The sequence below is a fragment of the Mesorhizobium sp. XAP4 genome (assembly GCF_029269325.1).
Lineage (GTDB): Bacteria > Pseudomonadota > Alphaproteobacteria > Rhizobiales > Rhizobiaceae > Mesorhizobium > Mesorhizobium ciceri.
In genome coordinates this window covers 729464-745284 of record NZ_JARIXW010000003.1, presented here as the reverse complement: position 1 = coordinate 745284, position 15821 = coordinate 729464, and the positions used below count along the sequence as shown (strand labels likewise).

At 62.9% G+C, this 15821-nt stretch carries 15 protein-coding genes and 1 pseudogene; 10 read left to right on the top strand and 6 right to left on the bottom strand.

Annotation, left to right across the window (positions count from 1 at the left end; translation table 11 throughout):
• Positions 1–54 precede the first annotated feature (54 nt).
• The 4 genes from fabF to fabD form a co-directional block, all read right to left on the bottom strand.
• Entirely contained in the window at positions 55–1317 is a 1263-nt protein-coding gene (gene fabF, locus P3C39_RS17040; RefSeq protein WP_275953583.1) for a beta-ketoacyl-ACP synthase II, read from the bottom strand.
• A gap of 34 nt (positions 1318–1351) precedes the next feature.
• Complete coding sequence (locus P3C39_RS17035) at positions 1352–1588, bottom strand: acyl carrier protein (RefSeq protein ID WP_006203723.1); 237 nt, start codon at positions 1586–1588, stop codon at positions 1352–1354.
• Positions 1589–1799: 211 nt separating this feature from the next.
• Positions 1800–2537: a 3-oxoacyl-[acyl-carrier-protein] reductase gene (gene fabG / locus P3C39_RS17030; RefSeq protein ID WP_275953585.1), complete on the bottom strand. Its 738-nt coding sequence runs from the start codon at positions 2535–2537 to the stop codon at positions 1800–1802.
• Between the two features lie 59 nt (positions 2538–2596).
• The gene (gene fabD / locus P3C39_RS17025; protein WP_275953586.1) at positions 2597–3538 is read right to left on the bottom strand and encodes an ACP S-malonyltransferase; all 942 of its coding nucleotides are present in this window, start codon (positions 3536–3538) and stop codon (positions 2597–2599) included.
• 277 nt (positions 3539–3815) lie between these two features.
• Here fabD and P3C39_RS17020 point away from each other — a divergent pair, with 277 nt between their 5' ends.
• Positions 3816–5747 carry an LTA synthase family protein gene (locus P3C39_RS17020; RefSeq protein ID WP_024504319.1) on the top strand — a complete coding sequence of 644 codons (1932 nt, stop codon included), beginning with the start codon at positions 3816–3818 and terminating at the stop codon, positions 5745–5747.
• A 47-nt stretch (positions 5748–5794) separates the two neighbouring features.
• Here P3C39_RS17020 and P3C39_RS17015 read toward each other — a convergent pair whose 3' ends face one another.
• Both P3C39_RS17015 and P3C39_RS17010 read right to left on the bottom strand, forming a co-directional pair.
• Complete coding sequence (locus P3C39_RS17015; RefSeq protein ID WP_275953905.1) at positions 5795–6115, bottom strand: hypothetical protein; 321 nt, start codon at positions 6113–6115, stop codon at positions 5795–5797.
• A 1234-nt stretch (positions 6116–7349) separates the two neighbouring features.
• A pseudogene (locus tag P3C39_RS17010) lies at positions 7350–7454 on the bottom strand (hypothetical protein); the annotation flags it as partial.
• A 451-nt stretch (positions 7455–7905) separates the two neighbouring features.
• Between P3C39_RS17010 and rpsF the strand changes: the two are divergent.
• From rpsF to radA, 9 genes are all read left to right on the top strand, one after another.
• Positions 7906–8406, top strand: coding sequence for a 30S ribosomal protein S6 (gene rpsF, locus P3C39_RS17005; RefSeq protein WP_013532520.1), 501 nt, complete (start codon positions 7906–7908; stop codon positions 8404–8406).
• Entirely contained in the window at positions 8406–8654 is a 249-nt protein-coding gene (rpsR, locus tag P3C39_RS17000) for a 30S ribosomal protein S18 (RefSeq protein ID WP_006203718.1), read from the top strand. Before rpsF ends, rpsR begins: the two co-directional genes overlap by 1 nt.
• 218 nt (positions 8655–8872) lie before the next feature.
• Positions 8873–9457 (top strand): 50S ribosomal protein L9, encoded by a 585-nt coding sequence (gene rplI, locus P3C39_RS16995; protein WP_013532521.1) that lies wholly within the window; start codon positions 8873–8875, stop codon positions 9455–9457.
• A 301-nt stretch (positions 9458–9758) separates the two neighbouring features.
• Positions 9759–11063, top strand: coding sequence for a cyclopropane-fatty-acyl-phospholipid synthase family protein (locus P3C39_RS16990; RefSeq protein ID WP_013532522.1), 1305 nt, complete (start codon positions 9759–9761; stop codon positions 11061–11063).
• Positions 11064–11130: 67 nt separating this feature from the next.
• Positions 11131–11454, top strand: a complete 324-nt coding sequence (locus P3C39_RS16985; protein ID WP_275953587.1) for a YnfA family protein — start codon at positions 11131–11133, stop codon at positions 11452–11454.
• A gap of 1 nt (position 11455) precedes the next feature.
• Positions 11456–12433 (top strand): small ribosomal subunit Rsm22 family protein, encoded by a 978-nt coding sequence (locus tag P3C39_RS16980; RefSeq protein WP_275953588.1) that lies wholly within the window; start codon positions 11456–11458, stop codon positions 12431–12433.
• A gap of 220 nt (positions 12434–12653) precedes the next feature.
• Complete coding sequence (locus tag P3C39_RS16975; protein ID WP_013532525.1) at positions 12654–14144, top strand: replicative DNA helicase; 1491 nt, start codon at positions 12654–12656, stop codon at positions 14142–14144.
• 76 nt (positions 14145–14220) lie between these two features.
• Complete coding sequence (locus tag P3C39_RS16970; protein ID WP_198032117.1) at positions 14221–14367, top strand: hypothetical protein; 147 nt, start codon at positions 14221–14223, stop codon at positions 14365–14367.
• Positions 14367–15770 (top strand): DNA repair protein RadA, encoded by a 1404-nt coding sequence (gene radA, locus P3C39_RS16965; protein WP_013532526.1) that lies wholly within the window; start codon positions 14367–14369, stop codon positions 15768–15770. The genes P3C39_RS16970 and radA overlap by 1 nt, the downstream gene beginning before the upstream one ends.
• Positions 15771–15821 lie beyond the last annotated feature (51 nt).

Sequence of the window (15821 nt, the reverse complement as noted above, 5' to 3'; positions counted from 1 at the left end):
GGCGAATATGGCAAAATTGGCGGCACGCCAAAGCGTCGCCCGGCAGCCGGACGATCAGCCATTGTAGCGCTGGAAGACCAGCGACGCATTGGTCCCGCCAAAGCCGAACGAATTGGACAGCGCCACGTCGATCTGGCGGGCGCGCGGCTTGTTCGGCACCAGGTCGATCGCGGTTTCGCGTTCGGGGTTGTCGAGGTTGATGGTCGGCGGCGCGACATTGTCCCTGATGGCAAGGATCGAGAAGATCGCTTCGGCGGCGCCGGCCGCCCCAAGCAGATGGCCGATCGACGACTTGGTCGACGACATCGAAATCTTCGATGCGGCATTGCCGACAAGCCGCTCGACAGCGCCGAGCTCGATCGTGTCGGCCATGGTCGAGGTGCCGTGCGCGTTGATGTAGTCGACGTCGGCAGGCGTAAGCTTGGCCCGGTTGAGTGCTGCCGTCATGCAACGGAAGGCACCATCGCCATCCTCGGCGGGCGCCGTGATGTGATGCGCGTCGCCGGTGAGACCATAACCCGTCACCTCGGCATAGATCTTGGCGCCGCGCGCTTTGGCATGTTCGAGCTCCTCGAGCACGACAACGCCGGCGCCCTCGCCCATGACGAAGCCGTCGCGGTCGCGATCATAGGGGCGCGACGCCGTTTGCGGCGAATCATTGCGTTCCGTCGACAGTGCCCGGCATGCGGCGAACCCGGCGATCGACAGCCGCGTCACCGGCGCTTCGGCGCCACCGGCGACCATCACGTCGGCATCGCCCCACATGATCAGCCGGGCAGCATCGCCAATGGCGTGCGCGCCGGTCGAACAGGCCGTGACGACGGCATGGTTCGGGCCTTTCAGCCCGTGCCGGATCGAAACCTGCCCGGAGACGAGATTGATGATCTGGCCCGGGATGAAGAAGGGGCTGATGCGGCGCGGGCCGCGCTCCTTGAGAACCATCGCGTTCTCGGCGATGCCCTCGATGCCGCCGATGCCGGAGCCGATCAGGACGCCGGTGGCGCATTGCTCTTCATGCGTCTTGGGTTCCCAGCCGGAATCCTTCAGCGCCTCGTCGGCGGCGGCAATCCCGTACAGGATGAAGTCGCCGATCTTGCGCAATTCCTTCGGCTCGAGCACGGCCTCGGGATTGAAGGTGGCATTGCTGCCGTCACCACGCGGAATGACGTGGGCGATCTTGCAAGCAAGGTCCTCCACCTCGAACTCGGTGATGCGCTTGGCAGCGCTGCGGCCGGTCAGAAGCTCCTTCCAGCTGTGCTCGAAGCCCATGCCGAACGGCGACAGCAAGCCAAGGCCCGTGACGACGACACGCCTCATCGCAGGTCCTCCCCGGTGATGACTGCAGAAAGCGTCAGGCCGAAGCCTTGTCGATGTACTTCACGGCATCGCCGACGGTCAGGATGGTCTCGGCCGCGTCGTCGGGGATCTCGACGCCGAATTCTTCTTCGAACGCCATGACGAGTTCGACCGTGTCGAGGCTGTCGGCGCCCAGATCATCGATGAAGCTCGCCTGCTCCGTCACTTTGTCGGCATCGACGCCAAGGTGCTCGATGACGATCTTCTTGACGCGCTCTGCGGTGTCACTCATTTGGGCATCCTCGTCTTTTGTTTGTCTGTCTTCGTTAGCGGGCAGAATGCCGCTAATCAAGCTGAAAGATGGTCCTGCCGGAAACGCAACGACTACGGACCGATTTTTGCCCGAACCGCCGGGTTGCGGGTCGCATTACACGAAAAATAGCTGAGGTCCAAGCCGAAATGGTCTCTTTACACAACCCGCCGGCGTTGCTGCAGAACCTCGTTCAAATCATAGCCATGCCGCCATTTACGTGGATGGTCTGGCCGGTGACGTAGGCGGCTTCGTTGGAGGCGAGATAAGCGACGGCGGACGCGACTTCGACGCTGGTGCCCATGCGCCGCGTCGGGATCGCCGCCATGATCGCCTCTTTCTGCTTGTCGTTGAGCTTGTCGGTCATTGCCGATTCGATGAAGCCTGGTGCAACGCAGTTAACGGTGATGTTGCGGGTGGCGATCTCCTGCGCCAGCGACTTGGAGAAGCCGATCATGCCGGCCTTGGAGGCGCAGTAATTGGTCTGGCCGGGGTTGCCGGTCACGCCGACCACCGAGGTGATGTTGATGATGCGGCCATGGCGGCGGCGCATCATCGGATGGGTGAGTTCGCGGGTGAGCCGGAAAACGGCGGTCAGATTGACCTCGATCACGCTGTCCCAATCGGCATCCGACATGCGCACGAACAGCCCGTCCTTGGTGATGCCGGCGTTGTTGACCAGGATGTCGACGCCTTCGAGATCGGCCTCGGCTTTCTGGCCGAGCGCCTTGACGTCGTCACGGTTGGACAAATTGGCCGGGAACAGCTTGACCCGGTCGCCAAGCTCGCTAGCCAGCGCGTCCAATTTCTCGATGCGGGTGCCATGCAGGCCGACGATCGCGCCTTGCGCATGCAGCATCCGGGCGATCGCCTCGCCGATGCCTCCCGATGCGCCGGTGACGAGCGCCTTGCGGCCAGTCAATTCGAACATTTTTGTCTCCTGATTGAGAAGAGAACACCCCTTTGCAGGGAATGGGATCAAATGGGGCTTTATGCAAGCGCTGCTAGCGTCGCCTCGACCTCAGCCGCCGAGCCGACCGACGCAGTGGCGATGTCGCGGTTGATGCGCCGCGCCAATCCCGAAAGCACCTTGCCGGCGCCAATCTCATAAAGCGTGGTGACGCCATTTGCGCCGAACCACTCCACGGTCTCGCGCCAGCGTACGCGGCCGGTTATCTGCTCGACCAGGCGGCGGGCGATCTCGTCCGGATCGCTGGTCGGGCTGACCGTGACATTGGAGAGGACGGGAACGACCGGCGCATTCTTTGTCACACCGGCGAGTGCGTCGCGCATGACGTTCGCGGCCGGCGCCATCAGCGCCGAATGGAAGGGCGCGGACACCTGCAGCATCAGTGCGCGCTTGGCGCCTTTCTCAGTGCACAGTTTCGCCGCCAGTTCGACCGCGGCCCTGGCGCCGGAAATGACCAGTTGGCCGCCGCCATTGTCGTTGGCGATCTGGCAGACGGAGCCTTTGGCAGCCTCGGCGCAGGCTGCTTCGACATCGGCCTGTTCCAATCCGATGATCGCCGCCATGGCGCCCTCGCCGGCCGGCACCGCCGCCTGCATGGCATTGCCGCGGATGCGCAGCAGCCTGGCGGCATCGGCAACCGAAACGAAGCCAGCGGCCGCGAGCGCCGAATATTCGCCCAGCGAATGACCGGCGACATAGGCGATCTTGCCTTTCAGCGAGAAGCCGCGCGATTCCAGCGCCCGGATCGCGGCCAGCGACACCGCCATCAGCGCCGGCTGCGCGTTGGCGGTCAGCATCAACGTCTCTTCCGGCCCTTCCCAGATCAGCTTCGACAGGTTTTCGCCGAGCGCGTCGTCGACTTCCTGGAAAATTCTGCGCGCCTCGGGACAGGCCTCGGCGAGATCCTTGCCCATGCCGACTGCCTGGCTGCCTTGTCCAGGAAAGGTGAATGCAACGGCCATGCGCGGGCTCCCAAGGGCTGGTTTTGCTTGCCTGATAGACGAGTTTTTCTTGCCTGTGACGCAAGGCAGGCCGCCAAGTCAAGCCCGGTTCGACCCTGCTCGACGGCAGCTTCATCCGCCGAGTGCCTGTTCCGAAAGGCTTTTTGGCGATCACTCCTGATGAAAACCGCTCACGATTCGTTTGCTGGCTCTTCTTATTTTGGCCACAGGCGCTAGCTTTGCGTGACAATTCCATGACAATCGAGTGACGTGCTTGTCGCTGGGTGGGGAAGTTAAAGTGGCAAAGAGTTACAAACGCGCCGGCAAGGCCGCGCCACAGTTCCTGGAAGACGACCCCTCCACCGGCTATCTGCCGGGCAGGAGATGGCCGGTCGTGCGCTATGGGCTGATCAGCCTGGCGATCGCCGCCGTCCTGGTGTTTGCCATCGAACTGATCGTGCGCGGCGACTTTGCCGGCACGGTCTCCTTCTTCCTGCAGCCGCTCAAGCCGGGCTGGACCACCATCGTCGTGTTCGCGCTGATCCTGATCGGCCTCGATGCGGTGCTGGGCCGCAGCCATCAGAGCCTGATGATCGTCGCGCCGCTGACGCTATCGCTTGCCTTCGTCGGCCACCAGAAGTCGCATTATCTCGGCGATCCGCTCTATCCGACCGATTTCCTCTATGCCCGCCAGATCTTTGCGCTGTTGCCGCTTTTGGTGCGCGACCGGCCGATGACCGCGCTCGCCATGGTCGTCGGCATCGTCGCCGGCCTGTCGCTGCTCGTCTATGGCTGGCGGATGTGGCGCCGCAAGGTTCCCGCACTCAGCCGCAAGGGACGCCTTGCGCGGCTGACGCTGGCAGTGCCGCTGCTCGCCTTCTTCGTTTCGATCATGGACTATGCCACGTTCTCCTGGACCAGGGACCGGTTGCAGATCATCCCGATCATGTGGGACCAGAAGGAAAACTATGCCTCCAACGGTTTTGCGCTGGCCTTTGCGCTCAATGTGCCGATGGCGCATGTCTCTGCGCCGCCGGGCTATTCCGACAAGGCGATCGCGGCGATCGCCAGGCCCGATGTGACCGCCTCGGTGCCGGCCGAGAAGCCTGACATCATCATCGTCATGAGCGAGTCCTTCTGGGACCCGACCAAGCTGCCCGGCGTCACCATCACGCCCGATCCGATCCCCAATGTGCGGGCGCTGCGCTCCGGCTCGATGTTCTCGCCGGAGTTCGGCGGCATGACCGCCAATATCGAGTTCGAGGCGCTGACCGGCTTCTCCAACGCGTTCCTGCCGGCCGGCAGCATCCCCTACCAGCAATATGTGCGCACGCCGACGCCGTCGCTGGCAACCTTCCTCAAGAGCCAGGGTTATCGGGCGCGCGCCATCCATCCGGGCACCAACTGGTTCTGGAACCGTGGCGCGGTCTACGCCGATTTCGGCTTCAACGATTTCAAGTCGGAAGAGACGCTGCCGCCAATGCAAAAGCGCGGGCCACTGGCATCGGATGCCGCGATGACCGACGAGATCATCAGCGAGGCCGACGCCAGCGAAGAGCCGGTATTCTTCTTTGCGGTCAGCCTGCAAAACCACGGTCCCTACGAACCGAACCGCTATTACAGTCCCACGCACAGGGTGCAGGCGCCGATCAGCCAGTGGGCGCGCGAATCGCTGCTCAGCTACGCCGAAGGCTCAGCCGATGCCGATCGCGGTCTCGAACGCCTCGTCGAATGGGCAAAGACACGCTCCCGCCCAACCGTGATCGCCTTCTTCGGCGACCATCTGCCGCCGCTCGGGCCGGTCTATGTCGAAACCGGCTTCCTGAAGGACAATGTCGCGCCGCGCAAGGAAGCGTCGCCCGAGGCTGCCCTCGAGCATCATGAGACGCCGCTGGTCATCTGGTCGAACCGCACCGGGCCGGCTGAGCACATGGGCGCTGTCAGCCCGGCCTTCCTGCCCTATCATATCCTGAAGACGGCCGGCATCAGCCATCCCTACTACACCGGCTTCCTGGGCGAGATGAGCGAACACTACCGTGTCGTCGACCGCAATTTGCTGCTGACGCCGGCTGGCGAGGCCACGCCCGATTGGGCGCGGCAGAAGGAGATCGATCCGGCGATCCGCGATTTCCGCCTGCTGCAGTACGATATGATGTTCGGCAAACGCCACGCAGCGCCCGACTTCTTCCCCGAAACGGTCGACAAGATTGTCGCCGCGCATACGAGTTGAGGCCAGCGATTTCCTCAGAGCCTGCTGGTCCGTCTCGGTTCGCGTGTTCAGTTGGTCAATTGCAGCTTCGTGAAGTTGTTGGCGATCTGAAGGAACACGTTCGGCAGTTTGGTCGGATCGTTGACGGCATAATAGTTGCTCGGATCCGAGGCGCAGGCGCTGTAAAGCGCACGGTTGGCTGCGGTGTCGGATTGCAGCACCATGGTGTAGATCTGCACGCCCTCGTTCTTCAATTGCGTGCAAACGTTTTTGGTCCAGCCGTCGACATTGCGCGCAGCGGTCGTCTGGTTGTCCGATCCGAAGCGGCCGCCAGCCAGATAGCCATAGGATGTGTAATCCGACTTTGTCGGTTCTTGTTCGCTGGCCATAGACGACGTTCTCGCCGTCGGTGAGCAACAGCACGATCTTGCTGATGCCGGGCGTCTTCCACGGCGCTCCGTCGGTGTAGGGCGCGGCGGGCGACAGCACACGCATACCCCATGACAGGCCCTCGGAGACATTGGTACCCGAGCCATTCCACTCGGTCATCTGACTGGCCGCCTTGCGCAGCTTGTCGAAGTCGTCGGTCAGGGGGACCACCGGGGTCGGACACGCACGGTTGGGGCCGACAGTGACGGGAGAGCCGATCTCGGTGATGAGTTCCTTGGCGGGCGCAACATATTTGGCGATCTTTTCCCTGGCATCCCTGTCATCGGGCGACAGAAGTTCGATGAGATTGCCGAGCAGGTTGCTGAGATCGATGCCCAGAATGTTGATGCCCGACTGGGCAAGCCTGGTTTTGTCGCTGACATCGTTGAGATAGGAGTTGTTGTAGTATTTATCCGAATTGCCATAGGAGCCAGACGGCTTCTGGGCGTCTTCGGGATCATCCGGCGCAAAGTAGGGCACGAACAGCGTGTCGGGCTTGGCCGGGTCGGGTGGCGTGTCGGAGATATTGTAAGCGCCTGGCCGCGCCTCGACGCAACCTTTCCATCCGGTGCCATTCCATCCGGCATCGGCCCATCCGGTCTTCTTGAGCTGTTTGAAAAGCGCCATGTGGTTCGGCCGCTTGCCGTCGATGACGGGAAAATTGACGCCGTTGGTTGAGGACTTGCCGTCCATGTCGATCCAGGACGGGTCGAAGCCGTCGCCATTGACGTTGACGGCCGTCACGAAAGGAACCAGCGAGGCGCGGATCTTGCGCGTTGGCGATTTCGCCGCTTCGAGCGTGTCGAGCAACGATTTTGTCGCCGTCCTCAGCGCCGTCATCCGCGCGCCGGCCATCGAGCCGGTGTTGTCCAGCACCAGCACGACTTCGAGCTGGTTGTTCGATTCGACCGCCGAGGCATCGACCACGATGTGCTTGCTGTCGCCGAACAGGAAGGCGAAGTTGAGATGGACGTCCGCCGAGGCAACCGCCTTGGTCTTGACGAAGTTGACGCCCTTGTCGACAGTCAACGTCGCCTGCGCATTGTCGAGCTCGCCATGACCGACGATGTTGGCCTGGAAATAGCGGTTGAAAGCGTCATTGCGGGTGATGTCGAGATCGCCAAGGTGCGAAGAAGCAAGGTTTGCCGAATCGAGAGCGTTCTGCAAATTGCTCTTGGCCCGCATAAGGGTCGAGACATCGGTTGCGAAAGCGACTGCCGTCAGGATGACCGGCAAACCCAGTCCCAGCACAAGCGTGAAATTGCCGCTCTTCGAGCGCCAGAATTTGTTGAGAAGCATCCTTACCCCCGGAAATGCTTGCCGCTTTTGCGCGGTTGTCCGGGCTTTTGCGCCTTCCATGATGAATCGACCGTTGACGGCCAGGCTTCAACTCCACACAACCTGCTGGTGTGGTTAAGACGTGGTTGCCGGAAACCACGACTCCGGCCGTTGCTGCTCCCGATCGTCGCCTGCGACACACGGGAATGCCGCTTGCCCTTGCTTTGCGGCCGGATTGCTGTATAGACGCCCGCAATCTGCCGGTCCTTGCTGGGGGCTGAACGGAGGGCCGGAGGTTTTTCAGAACCTTCGTGTGAAGCCGGAAGTGCTTCCGCCTCCCGTGTCTCCGCTCTCGACCGTCTCGTCATGCTCCTTTCTTCCCCCTGCCCCTCGAGGGTTTGCGGGTCAGAGAAGTTGCAGAGGCTTTTGCCGCCGGGAACCGGGAGAGAAACGAAGAAAGGCATAAGACATAATGGCTCTTTACGAACATGTGTTTCTTGCCCGGCAGGACCTCTCGCAGCAGCAGGTCGATGCGCTTGTCGAACAGTACAAGGGTGTCATCTCCGCAAATGGCGGGTCCGTCGGCCGGGTCGAGAACTGGGGACTGAAGTCCCTCACCTACCGGGTCAACAAGAACCGGAAGGCTTACTACACGCTGATGGACCTGAATTGCCCGGCGGCCGCGCTCAACGAGATGGAGCGCCAGATGGGCCTGTCCGAAGACGTGCTGCGTTTCCTGACCATCAAGGTCGAGGCGCATGAGGAAGGCCCGTCGGCCATGATGCAGAAGCGCGAAGAGCGCTCGGAACGCGGCGGCTTCGGCGACCGTGACCGTGGCGATCGTGGTCCGCGTTCGTTCGGCGATCGTGATCGCGGCGACCGTGGCGATCGTCCGCCGCGCTCGTTCGGCGACGCCGGTGCCGATCGTGGTCCGCGCCGTCCGCGCGAAGGCTTTGAAGGGGGTGCAGAATAATGGTCGACATCAATCAGATCCCGACCCGGCGCCCGTTCCATCGCCGCCGCAAGACCTGCCCGTTCTCCGGCGCCAACGCGCCCAAGATCGACTACAAGGACGTGCGTCTGCTGCAGCGCTACATTTCCGAGCGTGGCAAGATCGTGCCGTCGCGCATCACCGCCGTCAGCCAGAAGAAGCAGCGCGAACTCGCCAAGGCGATCAAGCGCGCCCGCTTCCTCGGCCTGCTGCCCTACGTGGTTCGCTAATATCTCAAATGCGGGCGGTTCGCCGCCCGCTCTTCTCCCACGGCGACGGGCGCCGCAGGGTTGAACATCAAATCCCGGGTTGAGGTCAAAACCTCTAACTGCCGCACAGGCAGGACAGCGACACCAGCGCCAAAGGCGCTCAAGCTTCCTGACCTGTTCCCAAGACATTCGGCGCCGATCTCATCGATCGATTGGCGTCCAACCAAAGGAACAAATCCATGGACGTCATTCTTCTCGAACGCGTTTCCCGCCTCGGCCAGATGGGCGATACCGTCAAGGTCAAGGACGGCTTCGCCCGTAACTTCCTGCTGCCGCAGGGCAAGGCGCTGCGCGCCAACGAAGCCAACAAGAAGAAGTTCGAAGGCCAGCGCGCCCAGCTTGAAGCCCGCAACCTCGAGCGCAAGTCGGAAGCGGCCCAGGTCGCTGAAAAGCTCGACGGCAAGAGCTTCATCGCCGTTCGCTCCGCCGGCGAAACCGGTCAGCTTTACGGTTCCGTTTCGACCCGCGACATCGCCGATCTGCTGACGGCGGAAGGTTTTTCGATCAACCGCAACCAGATCCTGCTCAACCAGCCGATCAAGACCATCGGTGTCACCAATGTGGCGATCGCGCTGCATCCGGAAGTCGAGGTCACCGTCACGCTCAACATCGCCCGCACGGCCGACGAAGCCGAGCGCCAGGCCAAGGGCGAGACGCTGACCACCGCCGAAGCCATCTATGGCGACGACATCAACGACAACGCCCGGCCGGAGAACTTCTTCGATCCGAACACCGAGTTCGAGGGCGACGAAGACAACGCCTGATCACACGTCGCAAGCAATTGGAGCCATGGGGCTGATCACGACTTGACGCCAAGCTCCGATCACTTTGCCGTCATCCAGCCATGCTGGACCAATGCCCGGGCCTCGCGCCCGGGCATTTTTGTGCCAAATGGAACTTTTCGAACCCCTATATATTGTTGCAGACTATGGCGTCGCGCGTCCTTTGGCCGCGCAAAGCACGCTGTGCAACTTTGGTTCGGCGCAAGATCTCCGGCGAAATCGATCCCGATTTTCGCGGTCACGCGCCAAGGCAGCCTGTCTGGCCGAGAGGGGACATTTGGTCATGAATATTCTGTTGAAGCGCGTTCTCGACCGCTTGGTGCGCACCGGCAATCTTAGGGTAACCGGCCCCAAGGGCACGGCGGTGGTTTTCGGCGACGGCAGCGGCGAACCGGTGCACATGCACATCAAGACCGCGCATGCCGAGCGCGCCATCACCTTCGATCCGATGCTGGCGGTGCCTGAAGCCTACATGGACGGCGAACTCGACATTCTCGAGGGCGGCGTGCTGGGCGTGATGCGCATCGCCTTCCAGAACATGGGCAGCGGCGGCATCGACGCCACCTGGTCGAAGGCCATCGAAGGCCTGCGCCACGCCTTCCGCCGGCTGCAGCAGATCAACACCGCCTCGCGCTCGCGGCGCAACGTGCAGCGCCACTACGATCTGTCGGGCGATCTCTACCGGCTCTTCCTCGACGAGGACATGCAATATTCCTGCGCCTATTTCGAGCAGCCGGATATGACGCTCGACGAGGCGCAGGGCGCCAAGAAACGCCACATCGCCGCCAAGCTCCGGCTGAAGGCCGGCCAGACGGTGCTCGACATCGGCTCCGGCTGGGGCGGGCTTGGCCTCTATCTCGCCAAGGCGTTCGACGTCGACGTGCAAGGCGTCACGCTGTCGACCGAGCAGCATGGCGTCGCCACCGACCGGGCGCATGCGCAAGGGCTGGAAAGCCGCGTGCATTTCGAGCTGAAGGACTACCGCGAACTCAATGAGCGTTTCGATCGCATCGTCTCGGTCGGCATGTTCGAGCATGTCGGCGTCAACCACTATCGCACCTTCTTCGACAAGAGCGCGACGCTGCTCAAGCCGGATGGCGTCATGCTGTTGCACACGATCGGCCGTTCCGGCGTGCCGTGGGCGACCAGCGCCTTCATCCGCAAATACATCTTCCCGGGCGGCTACATCCCGTCGCTGTCGGAAGTGATGCCTGCGATCGAGAAGTCGGGCCTGGTCGTCACCGACGTCGAGATCCTGCGGCTCCACTATGCCGACACGCTGAAGCACTGGGGCGAGCGCTTCGCCGCCAATCGCGACAAGGCCAAGGCGATCTATGACGAGCGCTTCTGCCGCATGTGGGAATTCTATCTGGCGGCCTCGGAAGCCGCATTCCGCTGGCAGGATCTGGTGATCTTCCAGATCCAGATCGCCAAGAAGAACGATACGCTGCCGATGACACGCGACTACATGGCCAAATGCGAAAAAGCGCTGGAGATGCGCGATATGGGGCATCGTGAAACGGCTCCCGTCAAAAAGAGCCCGGCCGCCAAGCCGGCTCGCCGCCGCAAGGTTGCCGACCAGGAATAGCATTGCCGCTTGCCATTGCCGGCGCCGGCACTGAAAAAGGTCCCGTGACCGTCGCGGGACCTTTTTCATGACCTTTGTCCTCTATGCCGCCGCCGCTCTGGCCGAGATCGCCGGCTGCTTTTCATTCTGGGCCTGGTGGCGGCTGGAGAAGTCGCCGCTTTGGCTGCTTCCCGGCCTCGCCTCGCTTGCCCTCTTCGGCTTCCTGCTGGCGCTGGTCGACACGTCAGCCGCCGGTCGCGCCTACGCCGCCTATGGCGGCATCTACATCGTGGCGTCGCTTGGCTGGCTGTGGCTGGTTGAAGGCGTTCGCCCCGACCGCTGGGATCTTGCCGGTGCCGCGCTCTGCATTGCCGGTGCTTCGGTGATCCTTCTCATCCCGCGGGGCGCTTGAGATGGAGTTGCCTGCCTCCCTTCGCCAAGGTGTCGAGCGTCTGCTCGAAAACGTTCCGCTGGCGGTACTCAAGCAAGCGGCAAAGACGCTGTCCGACCGCTACCGCGCCGAGTTGCGCGACGGCCGTCTGCACATGGCCGAGGATCTGGCGGTGAAGGCCTATCTGGCGACGCGGCTGCCGGCGACCTATGCCGCGATCCGTGCCAGCCTCGACGCGCTGAGCGACGCCAAGCCTGCCTTTCAGCCCAGGACCTTGCTCGATGTCGGCGCCGGCCCTGGCACGGTGCTTTGGGCCGCGACCGATCTGTGGCCCGATCTCGAACAGGCGGTGTTGTTCGAAGCCAGTGCCGCCGTGCGTAAGGTCGGCGAGACGCTTGCCGGCAACACTATTGCCGCCCAGAGCAGATGGCTGGCCGGTGATGCCACCATCGACCTTGCTGACATCGAGCCGGCCGATCTGGTCACGTGCGCTTATGTGCTCGATGAAATCGCGCCGGCATCGCTGCCGAAACTCATTGACCGGCTCTGGCAACTCACTGGCGACACGCTCCTGATCGTCGAGCCGGGCACCCCCGCCGGCTGGCAGCGCATCCTTGCCGTGCGCCGGCAGCTGATTGAGGCGGGCGCGCATGTGCTTGCGCCTTGCGCGCATCAGGCGCCCTGCCCGCTGGTCCAGCCCGACTGGTGCCATTTTTCCCGCCGCGTCGCCCGCTCGCGCCTGCATCGGCTGGCCAAGGATGCCGACGTGCCGTGGGAAGACGAGAAATTCATCTACGTCGCGGCTTCTCGCGACGGCCCCACATCACACCAGGCACGAGTTCTTGCGCCACCGAAATCCGGCTCCGGCAAGGTTCTGCTCAAGCTTTGCCAGGACGACGGCACCGCCACCGAGCGCTTGTTCATCAAGCGCGACGGCGCCGACTTCAAGTTGGCCCGGCGACTGGACTGGGGCGACAGGCTGGACAACATCGCAAAATGAAGAGCGCCATTGTTCTTGCTTTGTTCCGACGAGTCAGATAGAGATCCGGGCCCTGTCGAGTCAACTGGAATCGGGGCACGCGAATACTCTCCTGTGGACGATTGGTTGTTCCTGTGAACAACGGGCATCAAGGTTCTTTGGTTGGGTAGTGATGCAGAAAGGTCAGCACCGACTCATCACGTTCTGATATCGAAAGGCCGGGATTGAAATCGGGGATATCATGGCAGAGGCAGCGCGAAAATTCGGCGTCGCGGAAACACCGCTTTATCGTGAAGCGCCAAACAACATCGAGGCCGAGCAGGCGTTGCTCGGCGCCATCCTCGTCAACAACGACGCCTTCTACCGCGTCTCTGACTTCCTCAAGGCCAGCCATTTCTACGAGCCGCTGCACCGCAAGATCTATGAGGTGGCGTCCGAGTTCATCCGTATGGGCAAGGTGGCGACGCCGATCACGCTGAAAACCTTCCTGCCGGCCGACGAGAAGGTCGGCGACATGACGATGGCGCAATATGTCGTGCGGCTGGCGGTCGAGGCTGTGACCGTCGTCAACGCCACCGACTATGGCCGCGCCATCTATGACCTTGCGACGCGCCGCGCGCTGATCACCGTCGGCGAAGACATGGTCAACATCGCCTATGACGCGCCGGTCGACATGGCACCCGGCGAACAGATCGAGGATGCCGAGCGGCGGCTGTTCGAACTGGCCGAAAACGGCCGCTACGATGGCGGTTTCGAAAGCTTTTCCGATGCGTTGAAGAATGCCGTCGACATGGCCAGCGCGGCCTATATGCGCGATGGCCACCTGTCCGGCATTGCCACCGGCCTGCGCGATCTCGACCATCGCATGGGTGGTCTGCAGCCTTCGGATTTGATCATCATCGCCGGCCGCCCAGGCATGGGCAAGACGTCGCTGGCCACCAACATCGCCTACAACATCGCTGCCGCCTATGAGCCTGCCCAACAGGCCGACGGCTCCGTCAAGGCGGCCAATGGCGGCGTCGTCGGCTTCTTCTCGCTTGAAATGTCGTCGGAGCAGCTGGCCACCCGCATCATCTCCGAGCAGACCGAGATTCCATCGTCGAAAATCCGGCGCGGCGATTTGACGGAAGCCGATTTCGGCAAGCTTGTCGCCTACACGCAGGAGAACCATAAGCGCCCGCTCTACATCGACCAGACGGGTGGTATCTCGATCGCCCAGCTCGCGGCGCGCGCCCGCCGCCTCAAGCGCCAGCGCGGCCTGGACCTGATGGTCATCGACTATATCCAGCTGATGCAGGGTTCATCTGCCAAGGCGTCGCAGAACCGCGTCCAGGAAATCACCGAGATCACCACCGGACTGAAGGCGCTCGGCAAGGAGTTGGGCGTGCCGATCATCGCGCTCTCACAGCTCTCGCGTCAGGTCGAAAGCCGCGACGACAAACATCCGCAGCTGTCCGACCTGCGCGAATCGGGCTCGATCGAGCAGGACGCCGACGTCGTGCTGTTCGTGTACCGCGAGGAATATTACATCAAGAACAAGGAGCCGGAGAAAGGCACGCCCGAGCATCTCGCCTGGGAGACGAAGATGATCGAGGTCCAGGGCAAGGCCGAAGTGATCATAGCCAAGCAGCGCCATGGACCGACCGGCACCGTCAGCCTTGCCTTCCAGGGCGAGTTCACCCGCTTCTCCGACCTCGCCGAGGAGCATCATCTGCCGGAAAGGTTCGAGTGACCTATTGAGACAGGTCCCATTCCTTGGCGCCCCCCTCTGTCCTGCTGGACATCTCCCCCTCAAGGGGGGAGATCGGATGGCATCGACGCTTTCGCCAATTTTTGGCGTTGAAAAGAAGGCGCAAGCGCTGAAGCTGCAAATCTCCCCCATCGAGGGGGAGATGGCCGGCAGGCCAAAGGGGGGCGCTGCCCCGCCAGCCTGTCACGGCGTGGCTTCCATCTGATGGCCAAATCGCGCGTCCAATTCATCTGCCAAAGCTGCGGATCGGTGCATCAGCGCTGGGCCGGCAAATGCGATGCCTGTGGCGAGTGGAACACGCTGGTCGAGGAAGGCACGTCCGGCGGCATCGGCTCAGGACCAGCCAACACGCGCAACGCCCGCAAGGGACGCGCCGTGGTGCTGACCACGCTGTCCGGCGATATCGAGGACGCGCCACGCATCATCTCGGGCATTGGCGAACTCGATCGCGCCACCGGCGGCGGTTTCGTGCGCGGCTCGGCGCTGCTGGTCGGCGGCGATCCCGGCATCGGCAAGTCGACGCTGCTCACCCAGGCGGCCGCGGCGCTGGCATCAAAAGGCCACCGCATCGTCTATGTCTCGGGCGAAGAGGCGGTCGCGCAGATCAGGCTGCGGGCGCAGCGGCTTGGCGTCGCCTCCTCTCCGGTGGAACTTGCCGCCGAGACCAATGTCGAGGACATCCTGGCGACGATCGCCGACGGCAAGCGGCCTGACCTCGTCATCCTGGATTCGATCCAGACGCTGTGGACCGACCTTGCCGATTCGGCGCCCGGAACCGTCACCCAGGTGCGCGCCGCCGCCCAGGCGATGATCCGCTATGCGAAATCCACGGGTGCGGCGATCGTACTGGTCGGCCATGTCACCAAGGAAGGCCAGATTGCCGGGCCGCGCGTCGTCGAGCACATGGTCGACGCCGTGCTCTACTTCGAAGGCGAAGGCGGCCACCACTACCGCATCCTGCGCACGGTGAAGAACCGTTTTGGACCGACCGACGAGATCGGCGTCTTCGAAATGTCGGACAAGGGCCTGCGCGAGGTCGCCAATCCGTCCGAGCTTTTCCTTGGCGAACGCCACGCCAAATCGCCCGGCGCGGCGGTTTTCGCCGGCATGGAAGGGACAAGGCCGGTGCTGGTCGAGATCCAGGCACTGGTCGCACCCTCCTCGCTCGGCACGCCGCGCCGCGCCGTCGTAGGCTGGGACGGCGCCCGGCTGTCGATGATCCTGGCGGTTCTCGAAGCCCATTGCGGGGTGCGATTCGGCAGCCATGATGTCTATCTCAATGTCGCCGGCGGCTACCGGATTTCGGAGCCCGCGGCAGATCTCGCAGTGGCGGCCGCCCTGGTTTCCTCGCTCACCGGTCTTGCCCTTCCCGCCGATTGCGTCTATTTCGGCGAAATCAGCCTTTCGGGCGCCGTGAGGCCGGTTGCGCATGCGCAACAGCGCCTCAAGGAAGCCGAAAAGCTGGGTTTTGGAAGCGCGGTTCTGCCCTCGGGCAGCGGGGAACTGGCCGGGGGGATCGGGGCCGGTTCTTTCCAGCCGACCGAGCTTGCCGACCTCGTGGCACGCATAGCCGGCTCACGCCGAAGCCGCGTGGACGAAGAAGACTAGAGCGTCGGACCCAGAGCCCGATGTTCGGCGCTATAATGCGGCTCATGGAGT